Source organism: Quyinboa sediminis, from assembly GCF_042219855.1.
Classification (GTDB): Bacteria; Bacteroidota; Bacteroidia; order Bacteroidales; family UBA5342; genus JBHJHP01.
The window spans coordinates 166,815-186,215 of record NZ_JBHJHP010000003.1 but is presented as its reverse complement, the minus strand read 5'-3'; the positions used below and the strand labels follow the sequence as shown (position 1 = coordinate 186,215).

17 protein-coding genes are annotated in these 19,401 nt (G+C 41.8%); 4 read left to right on the top strand and 13 right to left on the bottom strand.

The window, feature by feature from the left end; translation table 11 throughout:
* Positions 1-12: 12 nt before the first annotated feature.
* Positions 13-204, top strand: a complete 192-nt coding sequence (locus ACE1EF_RS08785; RefSeq protein ID WP_375720276.1) for a cold-shock protein — start codon at positions 13-15, stop codon at positions 202-204.
* A gap of 295 nt (positions 205-499) precedes the next feature.
* On the opposite strand, the gene ACE1EF_RS08780 is transcribed toward ACE1EF_RS08785, so the two are convergent.
* From ACE1EF_RS08780 to accC, 3 genes are all read right to left on the bottom strand, one after another.
* Positions 500-2,041, bottom strand: coding sequence for an acyl-CoA carboxylase subunit beta (locus ACE1EF_RS08780; protein WP_375720275.1), 1,542 nt, complete (start codon positions 2,039-2,041; stop codon positions 500-502).
* A 128-nt stretch (positions 2,042-2,169) separates the two neighbouring features.
* Positions 2,170-2,673, bottom strand: coding sequence for a biotin/lipoyl-containing protein (locus ACE1EF_RS08775; protein ID WP_375720274.1), 504 nt, complete (start codon positions 2,671-2,673; stop codon positions 2,170-2,172).
* Between the two features lie 10 nt (positions 2,674-2,683).
* Entirely contained in the window at positions 2,684-4,195 is a 1,512-nt protein-coding gene (gene accC, locus ACE1EF_RS08770; RefSeq protein ID WP_375720273.1) for an acetyl-CoA carboxylase biotin carboxylase subunit, read from the bottom strand.
* Between the two features lie 178 nt (positions 4,196-4,373).
* Here accC and ACE1EF_RS08765 point away from each other — a divergent pair, with 178 nt between their 5' ends.
* Entirely contained in the window at positions 4,374-4,871 is a 498-nt protein-coding gene (locus ACE1EF_RS08765) for a YciI family protein (RefSeq protein ID WP_375720272.1), read from the top strand.
* Between the two features lie 26 nt (positions 4,872-4,897).
* On the opposite strand, the gene ACE1EF_RS08760 is transcribed toward ACE1EF_RS08765, so the two are convergent.
* Positions 4,898-7,120: an APC family permease gene (locus tag ACE1EF_RS08760; protein ID WP_375720271.1), complete on the bottom strand. Its 2,223-nt coding sequence runs from the start codon at positions 7,118-7,120 to the stop codon at positions 4,898-4,900.
* 159 nt (positions 7,121-7,279) lie between these two features.
* Here ACE1EF_RS08760 and ACE1EF_RS08755 point away from each other — a divergent pair, with 159 nt between their 5' ends.
* Entirely contained in the window at positions 7,280-7,522 is a 243-nt protein-coding gene (locus ACE1EF_RS08755) for a CDGSH iron-sulfur domain-containing protein (protein ID WP_375720270.1), read from the top strand.
* Positions 7,523-7,599: 77 nt separating this feature from the next.
* Here the strand turns inward: ACE1EF_RS08755 and ACE1EF_RS08750 are convergent, their stop codons facing one another.
* The 9 genes from ACE1EF_RS08750 to mtaB all read right to left on the bottom strand — a co-directional run bounded on the left by ACE1EF_RS08750 (position 7,600) and on the right by mtaB (position 16,257).
* Entirely contained in the window at positions 7,600-9,501 is a 1,902-nt protein-coding gene (locus tag ACE1EF_RS08750; RefSeq protein WP_375720269.1) for an amidophosphoribosyltransferase, read from the bottom strand.
* A 43-nt stretch (positions 9,502-9,544) separates the two neighbouring features.
* Positions 9,545-10,084 (bottom strand): hypothetical protein, encoded by a 540-nt coding sequence (locus ACE1EF_RS08745; RefSeq protein ID WP_375720268.1) that lies wholly within the window; start codon positions 10,082-10,084, stop codon positions 9,545-9,547.
* Positions 10,085-10,153: 69 nt separating this feature from the next.
* Positions 10,154-10,996, bottom strand: a complete 843-nt coding sequence (locus ACE1EF_RS08740) for a universal stress protein (protein ID WP_375720267.1) — start codon at positions 10,994-10,996, stop codon at positions 10,154-10,156.
* A 143-nt stretch (positions 10,997-11,139) separates the two neighbouring features.
* Entirely contained in the window at positions 11,140-11,340 is a 201-nt protein-coding gene (locus ACE1EF_RS08735; protein WP_375720266.1) for a hypothetical protein, read from the bottom strand.
* An 11-nt stretch (positions 11,341-11,351) separates the two neighbouring features.
* Positions 11,352-11,927, bottom strand: coding sequence for an ATPase (locus ACE1EF_RS08730; protein WP_375720265.1), 576 nt, complete (start codon positions 11,925-11,927; stop codon positions 11,352-11,354).
* A gap of 33 nt (positions 11,928-11,960) precedes the next feature.
* Positions 11,961-12,989 carry a glycosyltransferase family 2 protein gene (locus ACE1EF_RS08725; protein ID WP_375720264.1) on the bottom strand — a complete coding sequence of 343 codons (1,029 nt, stop codon included), beginning with the start codon at positions 12,987-12,989 and terminating at the stop codon, positions 11,961-11,963.
* Between the two features lie 230 nt (positions 12,990-13,219).
* Positions 13,220-14,143, bottom strand: a complete 924-nt coding sequence (locus ACE1EF_RS08720; RefSeq protein WP_375720263.1) for a lysophospholipid acyltransferase family protein — start codon at positions 14,141-14,143, stop codon at positions 13,220-13,222.
* Positions 14,140-14,937, bottom strand: a complete 798-nt coding sequence (locus tag ACE1EF_RS08715) for an inositol monophosphatase family protein (protein ID WP_375720262.1) — start codon at positions 14,935-14,937, stop codon at positions 14,140-14,142. Before ACE1EF_RS08715 ends, ACE1EF_RS08720 begins: the two co-directional genes overlap by 4 nt.
* A 3-nt stretch (positions 14,938-14,940) precedes the next feature.
* Entirely contained in the window at positions 14,941-16,257 is a 1,317-nt protein-coding gene (gene mtaB / locus ACE1EF_RS08710) for a tRNA (N(6)-L-threonylcarbamoyladenosine(37)-C(2))-methylthiotransferase MtaB (RefSeq protein ID WP_375720261.1), read from the bottom strand.
* Positions 16,258-16,370: 113 nt separating this feature from the next.
* Here mtaB and ACE1EF_RS08705 point away from each other — a divergent pair, with 113 nt between their 5' ends.
* On the top strand, positions 16,371-17,705 hold the full coding sequence (locus ACE1EF_RS08705) for an exo-beta-N-acetylmuramidase NamZ family protein (RefSeq protein ID WP_375720260.1): 1,335 nt from the start codon (positions 16,371-16,373) through the stop codon (positions 17,703-17,705).
* Positions 17,706-19,401: the final 1,696 nt, after the last annotated feature.

Sequence of the window (19,401 nt, the reverse complement as noted above, 5' to 3'; positions counted from 1 at the left end):
TTAAAATAAGTAATGAATAAAGGTATTGTAAAATTCTTTAATGACTCTAAAGGTTATGGATTTATTAAAGATGAAGAAACAAACAAAGAGTATTTTGTACACGTATCTGGCCTGGTTGATCAGGTTGGAGAAAATGATGAAGTAACATTTGATCTTCAGGAAGGAAGAAAAGGATTAAATGCAGTTAATGTAAAGCTTGCTTAATATTATTGATCCAAATATAAAAGGACTTCCAAGGTTGACCGACGGTCAGCCTTTTTTTGTGCCTTATAAGAAGATTTAAAGTGGAGATTAGGAGATTATAAAACAGAAATATTAGGTATATCAAAAACCTCTGCGCGTCATTTGACGGACACCTCATTTTGAAAAAAGGAGGACAATATTAAATGTATTCAACCGAATACAACAATGGACTGTTCCTGAGTACTCAAATTAATAGCTCCACGCCAAATAAAAAAGCTGTTCCCTGGAACAGCTTTTCATATCATTAACGGTAAAACTACAATGGAATATTACCATGTTTTTTAGGTGGATTACCATCGCTTTTAGTTTTCGTCATATCCAGGGCCTGAATCAGTTTTAAACGGGTATCCCGGGGAAGAATAATTTCATCCACATAGCCCAGTTCTGCAGCTTTATAAGGATTGGCAAACGCATCCTTATACTCTTTTACTGCTTTTTCCCGGTCTTCATTGGTCTTAATTTTATTCCGGTACAGGATATTGATTGCACCATCTGCTCCCATCACGGCAATTTCAGCGGTGGGATACGCATAATTCACATCTGCGCCAATATGCTTACTGGCCATCACATCATAAGCACCTCCGTATGCTTTACGGGTAATAACCGTAATTTTGGGCACAGTAGCTTCAGCAAATGCATACAACAGCTTTGCCCCATGTTTGATGATCCCGCCAAACTCCTGCAACATTCCGGGAAGGAATCCGGGAACATCCACAAATGTGACGATAGGAATATTAAATGCGTCACAGAAGCGGACAAAACGTGCACCTTTTACGGATGAATCGATGTCGAGCACACCTGCAAGATGTGCTGGCTGATTAGCTACAATACCTACACTGCGACCATTGAAACGTGCAAATCCGATGACGATATTCTGGGCATAATGTGGTTGTATTTCCAGAAAATTCTTTTCATCAACAACCTCGGTAATCAGTTCTTTAATATCATATGGCTTGTTCGGATCAGCCGGAATAAGTGACTGTAACATCTCACTTTCCCTGTCAAGCGGATCAAGTGTTGGAACCACCGGAGCTTCCTCCATGTTATTGGAGGGTATAAAACTCATCAGATCGCGTAACAACATCATGGCCTGTTCATCGTCTTCAGCCATAAGATGAGCCACACCGCTTTTGCTGTTATGAGCCATGGCTCCACCCAGATCTTCCTTGGTAACTTCCTCGTGTGTTACCGTTTTGATTACATCAGGACCGGTTACAAACATATAACTGGTATTCCGAACCATCATAATAAAATCGGTTAGCGCCGGAGAGTAAACTGCACCGCCCGCACAAGGTCCCATAATGGCCGATATCTGCGGGATAACGCCTGAAGCCTTTACATTTAACTGAAAAATATCAGCATAGCCGGCAAGACTCTGGACACCTTCCTGAATACGCGCCCCGCCGGAATCATTTAAGCCCAGCAGTGGTGCCCCCATTTTAAGGGCCATTTTTTGCAGTTTAACAATTTTATCAGCGTTGGCACGGCTGAGGGTACCACCAAATGCGGTAAAATCCTGAGCAAACACATACACCAAACGTCCGTCAATTTTTCCATATCCCGTAACAACACCATCAGAAGGGATTTTATTTTTATCCATCCCGAACTGGGCACAGCGGTGGGTTACCAGCTTATCAATTTCAACAAAGGTTCCGGGGTCCAGAAGGTCCTCCAGCCTTTCGCGGGCTGTTTTTTTGCCGCCCTCATGCTGTTTTTCTATGCGTTCAACACCTCCGCCTAAATCAGCCTCTGCACTACGCTTTTCAAACTCTTTGAATTTCTTTTCAAGTTCTGACATAATCTGATTTTATGTTATTTTTTGAATCAGTGACCAGGCACAAGGATCTGCCCTCTGTATTTCGCCTGCGACTGACCTTTACTTTTTACTTTCTACTTTTAACTACGCCTCCTTAGCAGGACAAAGCACTACTCTATTTCCAGCAAAGTCTGATGACCTTCTATCGTCTGTCCTTCCTTTACCAGAATTTTTTTCACTTCACCATCGATGCCCGATTTATACTCACTTTCCATTTTCATCGCAGAAACAATGATCACAGGCTGACCAACCTTCACCTTATCACCTTTTTTCACAAGCAGCCTGACAACGCGTCCCGGCATTGGAGAAGAGACCGAACCGGCACCATCTATTCCCTGGTTATTATTGCGGTTTTCCCTGTACTTGGTTTGAGCATCCACAATCTCCACATTATAGGACTTATGCTGCGTATTTACCATGTATTTCCGGGACTCATTACCATGAATCAGTTCAACGTTATATGAATTATTCTTATGAAGAAGTGAGTAAACACCGCGTTCCACCATGGTAATATCAATTTCATATTCCCGGTCATCCACAGAGATCGTGGCCATATTACCTTTGATGCTTAATATTTTAACATCCAATATTTCATTATTGATCTTTACTTCCATAACCAGCTTTTTAGAGGCGAATAACACCCATTTTACGTCCGAATTCAATCCACTTTTTCGTTGTATCATCCTTCAGTTTGTTTTCTGAAGTCGCAAGATTACGGTGATAATCAATCAGTGAAACAATGGCAGCTATGTCTCTGCATCTTTCATGGCTTCCGCTTTCTGATTGCATCAGCTGGTCCATGTTGTTATCAATAAAGTGGGTATCATAATTTCCTTTCTTAAAATCATCATGGTTCATAATGCGTTTAAGAAAACCAATTGAGGTTTTTACCCCGGTAATTTTATACTCGTGAAGAGCCCGTTTCATACGGGCTATAGCATCTTCACGAGTTCTGTCCCAAACGATCAGTTTAGAGATCATCGGGTCATAAAAAAGGGGTATTTCGTATCCTTCGTATACATAACCATCGGTACGTACTCCCAAACCTTTTGGTTCGGTAATATGCTTAATCAATCCCGGACTCGGCATAAAATTATTATCCGGATCCTCGGCATAAATACGGCACTCAATGGCATGTCCTGTTTGTTTAATATCGTTCTGAGTATATGGTAGTTTTTCACCCTGTGCCACCAGAATCTGAAGTTTTACCAGATCCACACCAACCACACGTTCTGTAATCGGATGTTCAACCTGTAAACGGGTATTCATTTCCAGGAAATAGTAATTTCCGCTGTTATCTACCAGAAACTCAATGGTTCCGGCTCCCTCATAAGAAACAGCCTTGGCTGCTGCAACTGCGGCTTCCCCCATCTGAGCGCGCAACTCAGGTGTCATTAACGGTGAAGGCGTTTCCTCTACCACTTTCTGATGTCGGCGTTGCACCGAACATTCCCTTTCACAGAGATGAATGGCATTGCCGTGGCTGTCGGCCATAACCTGGAACTCTATGTGATGTGGCGATTCAATATATTTCTCAATGTAAACCGCATCATCTCCGAAAGCAGCGCTGGCTTCTGATCGTGCCGCATTTATACCTGAAAGCAGATCTTCGGCTTTTCGTACCAGACGCATTCCTTTTCCACCTCCACCGGCAGACGCTTTTACCATCACCGGGAAACCTATTTCCTGAACTACTTTATGTACATCTTTTTCACCCACGATCTTTTTCTGGGTTCCCGGCACAACAGGAACACCTGCATTGATCATGGTCTGACGGGCAGTTATTTTATCCCCCATGGTTGAGATAGCCTGTGCCGAAGGACCAATAAAAATAATCCCCTGCTTTCTGCATCGCTTGGCAAACTCTGCATTTTCAGACAAAAAACCATAACCCGGATGAACAGCATCAGCACCGGAGTCTTTGGCAACCTGTAAAATTTTGGTGATGGATAAATAACTCTCGTTTGAGGGTGACGGGCCTAAAAAATATGCATAGTCTGCATACCTGACATGTAATGAGTTGCGGTCTGCTTCAGAATACACAGCCACTGTTTTAATCCCCATCTCTCTGCATGAACGGATAATTCGAACTGCAATTTCCCCCCGGTTAGCAATTAAGACTTTCTTTATGTCCATATATCGATTTTTAAAGACGATCTCTATCTACCGGTAGTCTTTAGAATTACCTTAGAGTAAAACATCTGATTAATATAATTGTTCTGTCCCAAAGTTCTTAAACACATCAATCGTGGGCGAACCCAAACACAGTAAGAACATTTAAAAGTAGTAATTGTTTTTATATAAAAAACTGTATATGATGAAAATAAAATCTATCCTCCTCACAATCAACGCCTTGATTTTAACAATTTTTATAAGTTCGTGCAATAACACCTCAAAAAACAGCGCAAACAGTGAAAGCGAAGTGGTTGCAAAAGACTCGGTACTCGCTAAAAAACTCCAGGCTGATGATTATGGCATGAAGCAATATGTAATGGCATTTTTAAAGTCAGGTCCAAACAGAAGCCAGTCTGACGATGAAGCCAAAGCAATTCAGCGTGCCCACCTTGACAACATTAAACGACTGGCAGAAAAGGGTGTTCTGGTCATGGCCGGACCTTTTCTGGATGATGGCGAATTAAGGGGCATCTACATCTTTAATGTGGAGTCCATTGAAGCTGCCAGGGAATTAACAGAGACAGATCCGGCGGTAAAAGCGGGAAGATTAATTATGGAACTGCACCCATGGTACGGATCAGCAGCCATACAGGAACTGCCTGAAATACATCAGCGTATTGCGATGAAAGATATATAGATTGTATAGACACGCTATTAGTGTGTCTATACAATCTCCTTATCCTTATAGGCATTTACAAACAGAATATTAGACGTATCGTTGAAAGATGTAAAATAGTCCAGACCCAGTTTCAGGTCGTCAGTGGTAAACCCAACGATTGTTAAATCGGCATCCTCGGAGTAGCGCGATATAATGCGGTGCGGATCCTTACCGTTTTCAAAAGGGATCAGCTCTACATTAGAAGGTGAAATCGGCAAACGTCCCGACTTAATCAGTTCCATCAATGCAGCTTTTTTATGCTCCACATCCTCCTGTGGTGTCAGCGAAAAAATCTTGATGACCCCGTTTTTCCAGTCCGGATGACCCAGAATAATATAAGCCAGCAGAATCATCAGGTTCGAGTTATCATAATCCTTCTCACTGATCCAGATGTGGATGGTCTGGTGATACCCAAATCCTTTATATGTTGTATTCAGAATGCACACATCAAATGCTCCCGATTGAATTAAACTGTAATTGTCCAATGCATTCTTCAGTGAATCCGGTTCGGTATGTGAAAATTCAAACAGGATCATATTGTTCCCCTTTCCAGAGATGCTGTTCAGCTGAATAACCTGGGCAATGGCTGAGGTATAGGACGGACTGATAATTGTATCAAGATATACCCTGTTTTTACTTCCGCTTGCCAGTTTAATCAGGCGCTCCAGCACCACCTTTGATGCGTTGCTGGTTTTACGGTTCAACAAACCTTTGATATAATGAATATAGGTTCCGAAACCATATTTATAGGAGATCCAGCGGACCAGATCGAAAGCGCTGCGCCGTTTAAAGGTATCCTCAGAAATACAGATCAGAAAAGGCCTCCAGCTCACTTCCCTGTCTTCCTTATTCGCACGTTGCGCAAAAACCTGCAAAGAACGGCTCATTTGAAAAACCACACCCTTAAACAACTTCTGCAATCCTTTTTTCTCCTTATTGTTGATGCTCACCCAATGGTAAAACAAGGCCATAAGCAACAAGGAAAGAACAGCATAAGGCAGGTTCATCTTAAACATAAGCCAGAAAGACAACAAGCCGCCGATTAAGGAATAGTACCATCTGTTATGTTTAAAAGTGGGACGGTATGAAGGATCGGCAGCAAAGTGCTCCATAAATGAAATCAGGCAAATGGCACCATAGGTCACCATAAAAAACATTGAGATCACTTTTGCAACAAAATCCACATCCCCCATTACCACAAACACAAAGGCAATTACAATAGTAATTACTGAACCGTTTATCGGCTCATTATCCGTTTCACGGCCTTTTGAAAGCCAGTTATTGAACCAGGTTTTTGGAAATACATTATCGTATCCGATGGCCTGAAGGGTTCGTGGTGCAATCATTATGGATCCCAGCGCAGAGGAGAGCGATGCAGCAGCCAGTCCAATAGGAATAATCGGTCCCCATAAGGCAATATCCTGCATAATCAGCTGGTTAGAAGCAAGGTCCTCAGCGGATGCACTGACAGACAGTTTATAGGCCACACCTATATATATAAGCATCCCGATAACTGTTGCCCAAATGGTCCCTTTTGGAATGGACCGCTGCGGATCTTTCAGATCACCCGAAAGACCAATACCGGCTGCAAGTCCGGTAAAAGCCGGAAATATTATCGTGAACACATAAAAGAAACTGTCCGGTGCAAGGATGTGCTCGTTGGGATTAAAGTCAGTGCCCGGCTTGATGGAGTGGCCCAGGAAAAACATACCCAACGCCACAAACAGGATTGCAACAACAAAATAAAGAGCTTTCACACCAAGATTGGCGCCTTTTGTCAGAATAAGGACAGACAAAATAGCCATGGTGACAATTTTAATCCACTGAACATGTATAACCACGCCTGTTGATTCTGCCAGATAATTCAATAAGGGATGAAAGGCTTCACCAAAAGCAATGATATAAAATGCCACACTAATGGCCTGTGACAAATAGAGCGAGAATCCCACGGCTCCACCGATGTTTAATCCGAAGGACCGGGATATTATATAATAGGCTCCTCCTCCCTGCACCCGTTGATTAGTGGCTATTTCAGCCACAGCCAAAGCTGTGGGGATCGTTACCAGATGGCCTATTAATATAATTGTCAGGACTCCGATTAGTCCCAGGTTTCCAACGGCATAGCCGAATCGCAGAAATAGTATAGCACCAAGAATGGTAGATATTGCTGTAAGAAATACAGGCCAGGTGCCAAAGGTGGCATTTTTATTTACAAGAGACTTTGCCATAATCCGGTTATTTCGGTAAAAATACGTCATTTAAGCAAACCTGACAATACAGGCCTGGTTGCCGTTCAACAGATTGTGAAACAGCGTTAAAAGCCATGAATTTAATAAACTTTTGATGCTGCCAATGTGTTTTAAAGCATAAACTAAAAAATATAACACATGAAAAAGGGACAAATTGCCGGCAGGGCTCCCAGAATTACGGAGATTGAAAAAGATAAAACCTATGCATGGTGCAGATGCGGTCGCTCAGGAAACCAGCCGTTTTGTGACGGGTCACACAAGGTTACAGAATTTACACCGGTTGTATTTAAAGCTGAAGAAACCAAAAAAGTGGCATTCTGCATGTGTAAGCAAACTTCAACGCCACCATTTTGTGACGGCACTCATAACACCTTGAAGTAAATACCCAATATTATAGTGTAAATAAAAAACACTCCTCTGAAAACCAGAAAAGTGCTCACATATTTTCATAACATTTATCAGTATGCCCGCTGGTTTTTACCTTCGATGTAATTGATAAATGCAGTGTTCACCACTTTATTTCCCCCAGGAGTCGGGTAATCTCCGGTAAAATACCAGTCCCCCCTGTCATTGGGACATGCTTCATGCAGGTTCTCCACGGTCTGGTAAACAATCTGAACTTCAGCCTTCATATCCTCCGGTGTAAGCATTTCTGCTATTTTAGCAGAGACTTCTTCATCGGTAAACCCGTCATATATCTCCCTGACGTAATTTACAATTTCTTCTTTAGGCAGATACTGCTGTGCTTTACATTTTTCGTAAACCTCATCGATAACCTTTTGCTTTCCCTGATCCTTTAGCAGCTGAATGGCAGCACTGAAAGCACAGAAATCACCAAGCTTTGCCATGTCAATACCGTAGCAATCCGGATAACGGATCTGCGGAGCTGAAGAGACAATAACAATCTTCTTGGGATGCAGGCGGTCGAGAATCTTCAGGATACTCTGCTTTAATGTTGTACCTCTCACGATGGAATCATCAATGATCACCAGGTTATCTTTCTGGTTCTGTACTATACCATAGGTAACATCATACACATGGGCTACCATTTCGTCCCGGTTATCATCATCGGTAATAAAGGTACGCATCTTCACATCCTTAACAGCGATCTTTTCTGAGCGATGCGTCATGGACAGTATCTTATGAATTTCCTTTTCATCCGCATCAGGACCCAGCTCTTTCAGTTTGTCTATTTTCCATTCATTCAGCTGTTTTTCCAGTCCGCGCATCATTCCCAGGAAAGCCGTCTCGGCAGTATTCGGAATATATGAAAAAACGGTATTCTCAATATCATGATCCACGGCATCCATAACCTGTGGAATAAGAAGTTCTCCCAGGCGCTTCCGCTCTGTGTAGATCATTTTATCGCTGCCACGCGAGAAATAGATTCGTTCAAACGAGCACGACTGACGCTTATGGGGTACACGAACAACTTCTTCGCTAACCGATCCGTCCTTTTTAATAATTAAAGCATGTCCCGGTTGTACTTCATTCACTTCGTTCCAGCGTATGTTGAATGCGGTCTGTATAACCGGTCGTTCCGAAGCCACAACAACAACTTCATCATTTTTATAATAGAAGGCAGGTCGTATTCCCCAGGGATCGCGTGCAACAAAGGCATCACCGTGTCCTATAATCCCTGCAATGACATAACCACCATCCCATCGTTTACTGGATTGTTCCAGTATTTTTGCCAGATCAATGTTTTTTTCAATCAGGGTTGAAATTTCCCTGTTGGTGTAACGCTCATTCTTGAATTTACGGAAAAGAAACTGATTTTCTTCATCCAGAAAATGTCCGATATTTTCAAGCACGGTTTCCGTGTCGGTATAACTTTTGGGATGCTGACCTAATTCAATCAGATGATTAAAAATCTCATCCACATTGGTCATATTAAAGTTCCCTGCCAAAGCCAGGTTACGCGATTTCCAGTTATTGTTCCGCATTACCGGATGACAGAAATCAACCGAATTACGACCAAACGTACCATAGCGTAAATGGCCAAGATACACATCACCGATGAAGGGCAGGTTGTCTTTCACCCAGGCTGTGTCCTGGTACCTGGAGGTATCATCAGACACAAATTCATCGAATGAACCGTAAATATTTTTAAAGATGGCCTGAATCGGATTCTGTTTTATGGAACGTTCCCTGAAAATATATTCTGTTCCCGGCCTTTGATCAATTTTAACACTCACCACACCAGCACCATCCTGTCCGCGATTATGCTGTTTTTCCATCATAAGATATAGCCTGTTCAGGCCATACATCCACGAACCATACTTCTCCTTGTAGTACTCAATGGGTTTGAGTAAACGGATCAGTGCAATTCCACATTCATGTTTAATCTGATCGCTCATTGAACTTAAGTTGCTTTATATCAATCAAAAAAGGCAGTATCCACTACTGCCCTTTATTATATTCTTTATCTGTATTCCGCTTTAATTCGGGAAATTTGATCATGGACGGCACAACCGATATGTCATCCGCCATATCAGGAAATGCCTTTTTATACTTTGCTTCCATCTTCATGGCCTCACTCTGCGTCCTGAAATTACCCGCCTGCACCCTCCAGTATGGCGTCTTAAACAGCACTTCCACATCTGCATCAGCTCCGAACTTCTGATACACCATCGCTTCAATCCTGAATGCCTTGTCTTTTGAGAGTTTTTGCGAATTACCGCGGTAGAGCTGTACCCTGAAACCCGGTATTCCCTCTTTTCGCTTATTGATATCTTTTTGTATATCAAATATCTTATCCAGCCGTTTGTCCCTGTAATAGTGAACAACACCGCCATCATCTGTTGAAGAATAAATAAATCTGGTGGAATCCGTGTTTACGGTCTGATTGGGTTCAGGGTTTGTTGCAACGTTATTTGCCTGACCTGCAGCCACAAATACAGTTGAGAAGAACAAAAAGAATGCTAAAAAACCCTTTAACATAATATCCCTGAATTTGAGCTGCAAAAATAGACAATTAAAATGATGTTTCAGAATAAAAAGTTTTAATAATTAATCTAAAATGTTAACCGGTACACATAATAACGGACATTCAGACTGGTGTAGTATATATTTAACTGATACCGATAACATCTGCCCCAGTATATCATCTGTCATATCGGAAACAAATGCAATCAGATCCACATTTTCCTCTTTTGCAACCTCCACAATTTTTTGTGGCACCTCAACTGAAATGAGTTCCTTTGAGGAACACTTCAGATTTCTTTCTTTAAAATAATCCAGTGTTTGTCTGACATAAATCTGCACTTTGGCAATCATCTCTTCATAAGGGCTGTCGGTAATTCCCAGCACCAGAATTTCGGCATCCAGTTCTTTTGCAAGTGCAGCGACAACGGGAACCTTTATTCTGGTATCCTGTTTATCCTCAATCGGAAGAAGTATTCTCCGCACGGGTTTGACCGGCATACTTTTTCGCACCGCAAATACAGGTTTTTGGGCTGCAGCAACAATTCTGTAAGCATTACTCCCCACAAGATAATCCCTCAACGAAGTATTTCCCTGCAAACCGGTTAAAATGGCATATACCTCAACGGCTTCACTTTCCGCTATTATTTCGTGCGTTATACTGCCATGTCGGATTATAAAATCAAATGTCCCGCCAGCTGTATATCCGGGCTTAAAATTATTGACAACACTCTGAAGATGTGCTTTAATCTCGTCATCCGGAAACTGTTCTTCATTGGATGTTGAAAATCCAAAGTAATAAGTTTTCTTCTTTTTCACATGGATCAACCGGATAGACAACCCTACGGCATTAGCCAGCTCTAAAGCCTGCTTCACCGCAGCCATAGAATCTTCAGAGAAATCGACAGGCACCAGTAATGTTTTCATCATTTAATATTTTAAGGCACATAAGTGTGCATTAATAAATACGTTCAATCAGGATAAACAGCTTTCTTGATCTCTAAAGATATGACAAAAAGGACATAAAAAAAACCGGATAAGCTTATCCGGTTTTTTTTGTCCCTTCGTTCGTTTTAATTTTTTCTGAATGGGCTTTCTTTAGTTACTGAACCATCGGGTAATTCATAATAAATTTCCCCGTTTCTCGAGAAAACCAATGGGATACCCATTTTACGGTTTTCTTTTTTTACAGTTTTAATGGCTTCGTTTCCGATTTTTTCAATCTCAACGCCAATTTGGAAGACTTCCAAATCATCCATTTTTTCAAACCTCATAAAAAAATACATTACATTACGTCCTGCAAATATAAATCAAAAATCTCATTGTTTTTGACGATGTAGTCATTTTTTTTCCCAAAAGCCACTTCCATGAACTTGTCATCCGAGTTAAAAAACATGTACCAGTTGTCTACTTCATTACGGTACTGATTCCAGAAATTCCGCTTACTACGGTAGAACCGGCGCACCACATCGGCATCGGGCACATAGTGTCCGCCTTTGATAACTCTCTCCTTAATTCGTTCAATACAAATTCGCGGATGCTCTAAAAAAACAAAAATGATGGTAATTTTATATCCGTTTTCACGGATCTTTGGCCAATATCTGTGAAAGTAAGATCCTGAAAGCGTACTCTCAATCAGGATGTCATTTCCCTTCTCGATATTTCCATATAAGCGCTGAAAAAACACCCGTCCGGCAGATAATTTGGCAGACTCCATTTCCGTTGGATTCAGCTCGCGCGCAATCTCATCAGCATTGATAAAAATATAATCGTTCTGCTTTAAAAACTGGCGTGCAAACGTACTTTTCCCGGAACCATTAGGTCCGGCTGCTATAAACAAATGTTTTTCCTTCTCATCCATAAGCTTTTATTAAGCTACTAATAAAACCACTCGTTACTTATATTGTTCTGAATATTTTGTAAGCGATGTGTATTTGTGTACTTTTTTAAAGTAATAAGCAATAACAATTGATCCCTGCCATACCAGTTTTTTTCCGGCAAACACCGGAACTGAAGCCTCAAGTGGCCCATAGAATTTCTTCAGTTTAAAAAACGCGCGATGCGCCCTGTAGACCGCCATAAAATGTGCCGGACTATCCGTTAAGAGAAACTTCACTGCAGCAATGCCATCCAGGATCAATCGTCTGAATAAAATATAACTCAGTTTTTCCTTTTCTGTATTTTTATAAAGGCAAAGCAGACTGTTGCGAAAATTTAAAAATGTTTTTCTCGGGTTTCCCATGGCAAGTGAAGCACCCCCCACATGATAAATAACAGACTGCGGTATATTCACCACCTTTAAACCACTGTTGTTTAATCGCCAGCAAAAATCTATCTCCTCCATGTGAGCGAAAAAACGTTCATCGAGACCAGCATGCTGCCGGTAAACAGCTGCTCTTACCATAAGACAGGCTCCGCTTACCCACAGGCAATCTGTAATGGTATCGTATTGCCCATTATCTGCCTCAACGGTATTAAACATTCTGCCACGGCAATACGGGTATGCATATTTATCGATAAAGCCACCGGCAGCCCCGGCATATTCAAATTTTGTTTTATCCTTATAATCCAGAATTTTAGGTCCGCAGGCTGCTACATCCGGATGTGCATCCAGATAAGCTATTAGTGGTTTGAGCCAACCTTCTGTCACTTCAACATCGGAGTTGAGCAATACATAATACTCCGCATCTATCTGTTCGAGCGCTTTGTTATAGCCTAGAGCAAATCCGTAATTTTCTTCCAGCTGTAAAATCTGAACCGTGGGATATGTCTTTTTTACAAAGTCAACCGAGTCATCCGTTGAACCATTATCAGCTACAACAACAACAGTATCCTTATCGGCAGAATATTGTGTTACGGAGGGCAGAAACTGCTCCAGCAAGGCCCTTCCGTTCCAGTTTAATATGACAACAGCAATTTTCAATATTAATTACGAATTAAATCCTCCATCCCGATAAATCGGGATACCTCCTTTAGAAAGGAGGACACTCCACACGAATTTGCAGGCTTCTTCGTCCCCCTTTAAAAAAGGGGGTGTCCGTCATCGACGGATGGGGGATTTGTTTTACAAAACAACATTAAATTTCAAATTTCTATTATTAATTAAGCACACCACTTTTAACTTTTGACTTTTTATCCCGATAATTACAAATTTTATTTTTCGGGACTTTTTACTTGTTCTAAGGTCTCCGCTATCACCTCTTCCGGTTTTTTACGTTTCCAGCGTTTATGGGACCACAACCAGAGTTCTGGTCTCTCCTTTATATCGTTTTCCAGCAATTCAAAATATTTTCTGGTTATCTGATGCGGCGCTGTTTGTGATGCATCGTCAAACATAGGCATAATTTCTGTCTCGTAATAACCACGACGAACTTTTTTCATCTTCATATAAACAACTGTCGCCTTTATTTTCCGGGCAATTTTCTCTCCTCCCTCAAAAACGGCTGTGTCCTGATTCAGAAATTTCACCCAGTACCGCACATCAAAACTACCCGGATTCTGGTCCGCTATCAGTCCCGATACACTGCGCTTTCCCTCGTTATGAAACTTAATGATTTCGCGGGCCGACCGTTTCATCGGAATCGGAGTCACCCCGAAACGCTGCCTGATCTTCAGGAAATAGCGGTCGAAATATTTATTCTTAAGGGGTTTATAAACCGTAAAACAATGCAGGTTCTGATTCCATAAGGGCATGGATGTTATCCATTCCCAGTTGGCATAATGCCCCAGGAAAATAATCACATCTTTTCCTTTTTTATTCGCATCTGAAATCAGTTCCAGATTCTGAAATGTGCACCTTTTTTTCAGGGCCTGTTTACTGAATGCATCCAGTTTAAGCGATTCAATGAAATAATCGGCCAGATGCCTGTAATACTTTTTCGTTACAGCATGTAACCATTCCGGATCTTTTTCGGGGAAAGACCGTTTAAGGTTTTTAGCTACCACCCGTTTACGGTATCCTGCAACGTAGAACATTACAACATACAGTACATCGGCAAGCATATACCACATCCGCAACGGCAGCCACAAAAAGGGCCGGAATAATATGAGATAGATATAAAAGCCTACTGCTTTCATTTTTTATTCATGATAGTACTGACGGCTTCAAAAAACTCCGGATATACACCGTTTGTGGCAGCCACCATCTCTTTCCCGAACAGGTAATCATCGGTACCTCTAAAATCCGACACTTTTCCTCCGGCCTGCTGAACCAGGAAAGCTCCTGCTGCCACATCCCATGGGTTCAGGTTGTATTCATAAAAGGCATCGTATCTGCCGGCTGCCACATAAGCCAGATCCATGGCAGCAGACCCAAGCCGGCGCACGCCATGCGAGTATTCCATAAAAAAGATCAGGGAAGCCATAAAATTTTCCAGCAATCCAAAGGCCTTATAAGGAAAACCTGTTGCAATCAGTGCATCGCTGAGTTTTGTACATTTTGATGCGGAAACCTCTGTATTATTAATATAAACCTTGCCGCCCTTCCAACTGTAAAAACACTCATCGCTGAACATCTCAAGCACCACACCGATCACTATTTCATCATTTTCCTGCAAGGCCACGCTGATGCTGAACGGTGGTGAAGCGTGCATAAAGTTTGTGGTTCCGTCAATTGGATCAATGATCCAGTTGAATACCTCGCCCTTTTTATCCGAAGTTCCTTCTTCGGCAATAAATCCGGCTTCAGGCAAGATAGCGCTGAGTCCACTGACAAGCTTTTTTTCCGAAAGTTTATCAAATCTGGTTACAAAGTCGTTTTTCCCTTTTGCCTCAATATCGTCTCCGGTCATCGATTTGCGTTCAGCCATAATAAAACTGCCCGTTGTTCTTACAAGTTCAACTACCTGGTCACATAAGCTTTTATAATCCATAGTTTATATTGTTTTGCACGACATCGTCTCATGCATATGATCCATGCCGGTTAATTTTACATGTATTATTTTATTAATCAGTTCAGCAGTGTAAGGATAGCTCACCTTTATATAATTATCGGTGAATCCAAACATCACACCACCATTATTCTGGCTTTCAAACAGAACCGGTTTTACCTTTCCGGCCTGAGACACATAAAACGCCTGCGTCTTTTTATCTGACAGCATTTGTAAACGCTGACTTCTGACTTTTTTTTCAGCTGAAGACACCTTATTTTCGATCTTTAATGCCTGTGTACCTTCCCTTTCGGAATAGGTAAAAACGTGCAGTTGAGCAACATCAAGATCAGTAATAAAGCTGTAGGCTTCTTCAAAATTCTGCTGTGTTTCGCCATTTACGCCCACAATCACATCCACACCTATAAATGCATCCGGAAGCTTACGTTTAATCGTTTCAACCCTGTTTTTAAAAAGCGTCGTATCATATTTGCGGCGCATCAGCTTAAGGACGTCATCTGAACCGGACTGCAGCGGAATATGAAAATGCGGGGCAATATGTGTTGAACCGGCAACCAGGTCAATGATTTCATCAGTCAAAAGGTTGGGTTCAACCGAACCAATCCGAAAGCGGACATCCGCATCAATATTATCCAAAGCTACTAAAAAGGCATAGAAGCTTTCTTCACTCCCTTTTCCGAAATCTCCGATATTTACACCGGTCAGTATGATTTCTTTGGCTCCTTCACGAATCGCTTCTTCAGCCGTTTTTATGGTTTCTGCCACGCTACTGCTCCGGCTGCGTCCACGTGCAAAAGGAATGGTGCAGTAGGAACAATAATAATCGCAACCATCCTGAATCTTCAGAAAGCACCGGGTCCTGTCCGAACCGGAATAGGATGGATAAAATGCTTCAATATCCTTCAGTTTACTTACATGAACCATCGCCCGCTCTTCCTTCTCCATATGATCAATGAAATCCAGCATTCTGAATTTTTCGTTAGATCCAAGGATCAGGTCCACACCGTCAATATGAGCTATTTCTTCCGGTTTTAGCTGCGCATAACAGCCCGTTACCACTACATAAGCACCGGGATTTTTCCGGATTTCAGAACGAATGGCATTGCGGCATTTCTTATCAGCCAGCTCTGTTACAGAACAGGTATTGATCACGACCAGATCAGCCGGCTCCCCCTTTGCAGCGCTTAAAAAGCCTGCATCCTTTAAAGTGGTACCAATGGCTGAGGATTCTGAAAAGTTGAGCTTGCACCCAAGTGTATGAAACTTTACCCTTTTTTTCTGAAATACAGAGGTATCTATCATCTGTTCAAAGCCTGTAGATTCAGTGTGCAAAGGTAAAATAAAAAGCCAAAAGAGCCTTTGGGAAGATTGAGCAGCTGGCAATTTTTCATTATTTTTAGCATTCAAATTCTGATATGAAATTTTTTAAACTGATTATAATATACTTTCAGGGAGCAAATACCAATTGCCTTCCAGCCCCTCAGCCCCCTTGTTCCTCCGCTAAAGCCTCTGCGACACGCGGGGAAGGGGTAAGTCTTCCCTCAGGAAATAATCCTTTCAGGGAATTAAAAAATATTATTATCACAACAATGCTGTTGCTTTTATTCCCTTTTGTGAGTTCCTGCAGGGATCAACAAATGGAGATCAGACCCGGTGCCTGTCAGACATTGGAATATCTGCCTCTACTTCAAGGAAAATCTGTAGCATTGGTGGTTAACCACACATCGCTTATTGACCAAACGCATCTGGCGGATTCCCTGCTGGATCTGGATATCAATATAATACAGATCTTCAGTCCCGAACATGGATTCCGTGGAAATGAAGATGCAGGGGCGTTGGTAAAAGATGGTGTTGATCCGAGGACCGGGCTGACCGTTGTATCGTTATACGGATCGCATAAAAAACCGCAACCGGAAGATTTGGAAAACATCGACATTGTGGTATTTGATCTGCAGGATGTTGGAGTCCGGTTTTTCACCTATATCTCTACACTGTATTATGTAATGGAAGCCTGTGCAGAAAATGATATTCCAATCATTGTATTGGATCGGCCTAATCCCAATGGCGATTATGTGGCCGGTGCCGTACTGGATATGGACCTTAAATCGTTTGTCGGAATATTACCTTTACCGGTGGTTTACGGCCTTACGATGGGTGAACTGGCCGGAATGATCAACGGCGAAGGCTGGTTGAAAGACAATCTGCAGTGCGATTTACGGGTGATCCGGATTAAAAACTGGGATCATAATACGCACTACGAACTTCCTGTAAAACCATCACCCAATCTGCCCAATTATCAGTCAGTACGCTTATACCCTTCGCTCTGCATCTTCGAAGGAACCAATATGAGTGTCGGACGCGGAACCATGTTTCCGTTCCAGGTGATTGGTTATCCCGATTCAACGTACGGATCGTTCACATTTACACCGGAATCCATTAAAGGCATGGCCATGAATCCTAAACACAAAAACGAACGGTGTTATGGGATGGATCTGCGAAACATTGATCCGCCAAAGTTTACCCTGCACTACTTCTTTGATTATCTGAGAATCTCGAATGACAGCACAGCTTATCTCGAACGCCCCGAATGGATTGAAATGCTGATGGGTGATCCTGATTTTATTGAAAAGGTCAAGGCAGGACAAACTGAAGCACAAATAACGGAAAGCTGGCAGGCTGATTTAAATGCTTATCTGTTGATGCGGAAAAAGTATTTACTTTACCCCGATTTTGATGCAGTAAAAAAGTGAACAAGGTTGAAGAAAAAATAACATGCGCGCAGTGCGGCAATTCTTTTCATAAGGAGGATCTGACCGTAATTTGCTCCAACTGCTTTGCCTGTACCGGTTGCGAGCGCTACCTCTGTCCGGTGTGCGATGTGCCCATTGTAATCACGCCCGTAAAACCCATGTGCGGACTCGACGGGAAACGGCTGGCGTGATGCCGATGTATGATTCTGCCATCCTTTCAGGATTAACACTCATCATAACATGATCGCAGCGACATGATTATCAACCCTTCGGGTTTTCTTGTTTCGTAACAATCCATCTGTATATTGAGATGAATCCCAACGGGATGTCATGATTGTAAGCAACTGAATATGACGTAAAGTAAAACCCGGAACGGGTGATAGTATAATAAAATCCTTTGGCTTATTCTGCCATCCTTTCAGGATTATCTTTCATCAACGTAAGGTGGCAGTTACAGGAATATCAACCCTTCGGGTTTCCTTATTTCGTAACAATCCATCTGTATATTGAACTGAATCCCAACGGGATGTCATGATTGTAAGCAACTGAATATGACGTAAAGTAAAACCCGGAACGGGTGATCGAATAATATAGAAATAATCAAATCCTTTGATTTATTCTGCCATCCTTTCAGGATTACTTTTCATCAACGTAAGGTGGTAGTTACAGGAATATCAACCCTTCGGGTTTTCTTGTTTCGCAACAATCCATCTGTATATTAAACTGAATCCCAACGGGATGTCATGATTGTAAGCAAACGAATTAAACGTAAAGTAAAACCCGGAACGGGTGATAGTATAATATTGAAATCCTTTGGTTTATTCTGCCATCCTTTCAGGATTACTTTTCATCAACGTAAGGTGGTAGTTACAGGAATATCAACCCTTCGGGTTTTCTTGTTTCGCAACAATCCATCTGTATATTAAACTGAATCCCAACGGGATGTCATGATTGTAAGCAAACGAATTAAACGTAAAGTAAAACCCGGAACGGGTGATAGTATAATATTGAAATCCTTTGGTTTATTCTGCCATCCTTTCAGGATTACTTTTCATCAACGTAAGGTGGTAGTTACAGGAATATCAACCCTTCGGGTTTTCTTGTTTCGCAACAATCCATCTGTATATTGAGATGAATCCCTACGGGATGTCATGCTTGTAAGCAAACGAATTAAACGTAAAGTAAAACCCGGAACGGGTGACAGTATAATATTGAAATCCTTTGATTTATTCTGCCATCCTTTCAGGATTACTTTTCATCAACGTAAGGTGGCAGCGACATGATTATCAACCCTTCGGGTTTTCTTGTTTCGCAACAATCCATCTGTATATTAAACTGAATCCCAAAGGGATGTCATGATTGTAAGCAACTGAATATGACGTAAAGTAAAACCCGGAACGGGTGATAGTATAATATTGAAATCCTTTGGTTTATTCTGCCATCCTTTCAGGATTACTTTTCATCAACGTAAGGTGGTAGTTACAGGAATATCAACCCTTCGGGTTTTCTTGTTTCGCAACAATCCATCGGTATATTAAACTGAATCCCAACGGGATGTCATTATTGTAAGCAACTGAATATGACGTAAAGTAAAACCCGGAACGGGTGATAGTATTTAAGGATCAGAAATTCAGGTATCGAAAACCCTGGTTAAGTGTAACTATGATCATTCTCACTTATCGCTAAAACGAAAAAA

What these genes read in the sequence shown, in the direction of transcription:
- ACE1EF_RS08740 (WP_375720267.1), bottom strand. Translation starts at nt 10,996, where the DNA reads ATGATGAAAACATTACTGGTGCCTGTCGATTTCTCTGAAGATTCTATG.
- ACE1EF_RS08765 (WP_375720272.1), top strand. Translation starts at nt 4,374, where the DNA reads ATGATGAAAATAAAATCTATCCTCCTCACAATCAACGCCTTGATTTTA.
- ACE1EF_RS08750 (WP_375720269.1), bottom strand. Translation starts at nt 9,501, where the DNA reads ATGAGCGATCAGATTAAACATGAATGTGGAATTGCACTGATCCGTTTA.
- ACE1EF_RS08705 (WP_375720260.1), top strand. Translation starts at nt 16,371, where the DNA reads ATGAAATTTTTTAAACTGATTATAATATACTTTCAGGGAGCAAATACC.
- ACE1EF_RS08735 (WP_375720266.1), bottom strand. Translation starts at nt 11,340, where the DNA reads ATGAGGTTTGAAAAAATGGATGATTTGGAAGTCTTCCAAATTGGCGTT.
- ACE1EF_RS08730 (WP_375720265.1), bottom strand. Translation starts at nt 11,927, where the DNA reads ATGGATGAGAAGGAAAAACATTTGTTTATAGCAGCCGGACCTAATGGT.
- mtaB (WP_375720261.1), bottom strand. Translation starts at nt 16,257, where the DNA reads ATGATAGATACCTCTGTATTTCAGAAAAAAAGGGTAAAGTTTCATACA.
- ACE1EF_RS08755 (WP_375720270.1), top strand. Translation starts at nt 7,280, where the DNA reads ATGAAAAAGGGACAAATTGCCGGCAGGGCTCCCAGAATTACGGAGATT.
- ACE1EF_RS08715 (WP_375720262.1), bottom strand. Translation starts at nt 14,937, where the DNA reads ATGGATTATAAAAGCTTATGTGACCAGGTAGTTGAACTTGTAAGAACA.
- ACE1EF_RS08720 (WP_375720263.1), bottom strand. Translation starts at nt 14,143, where the DNA reads ATGAAAGCAGTAGGCTTTTATATCTATCTCATATTATTCCGGCCCTTT.
- ACE1EF_RS08780 (WP_375720275.1), bottom strand. Translation starts at nt 2,041, where the DNA reads ATGTCAGAACTTGAAAAGAAATTCAAAGAGTTTGAAAAGCGTAGTGCA.
- ACE1EF_RS08745 (WP_375720268.1), bottom strand. Translation starts at nt 10,084, where the DNA reads ATGTTAAAGGGTTTTTTAGCATTCTTTTTGTTCTTCTCAACTGTATTT.
- accC (WP_375720273.1), bottom strand. Translation starts at nt 4,195, where the DNA reads ATGGACATAAAGAAAGTCTTAATTGCTAACCGGGGGGAAATTGCAGTT.
- ACE1EF_RS08775 (WP_375720274.1), bottom strand. Translation starts at nt 2,673, where the DNA reads ATGGAAGTAAAGATCAATAATGAAATATTGGATGTTAAAATATTAAGC.
- ACE1EF_RS08760 (WP_375720271.1), bottom strand. Translation starts at nt 7,120, where the DNA reads ATGGCAAAGTCTCTTGTAAATAAAAATGCCACCTTTGGCACCTGGCCT.
- ACE1EF_RS08785 (WP_375720276.1), top strand. Translation starts at nt 13, where the DNA reads ATGAATAAAGGTATTGTAAAATTCTTTAATGACTCTAAAGGTTATGGA.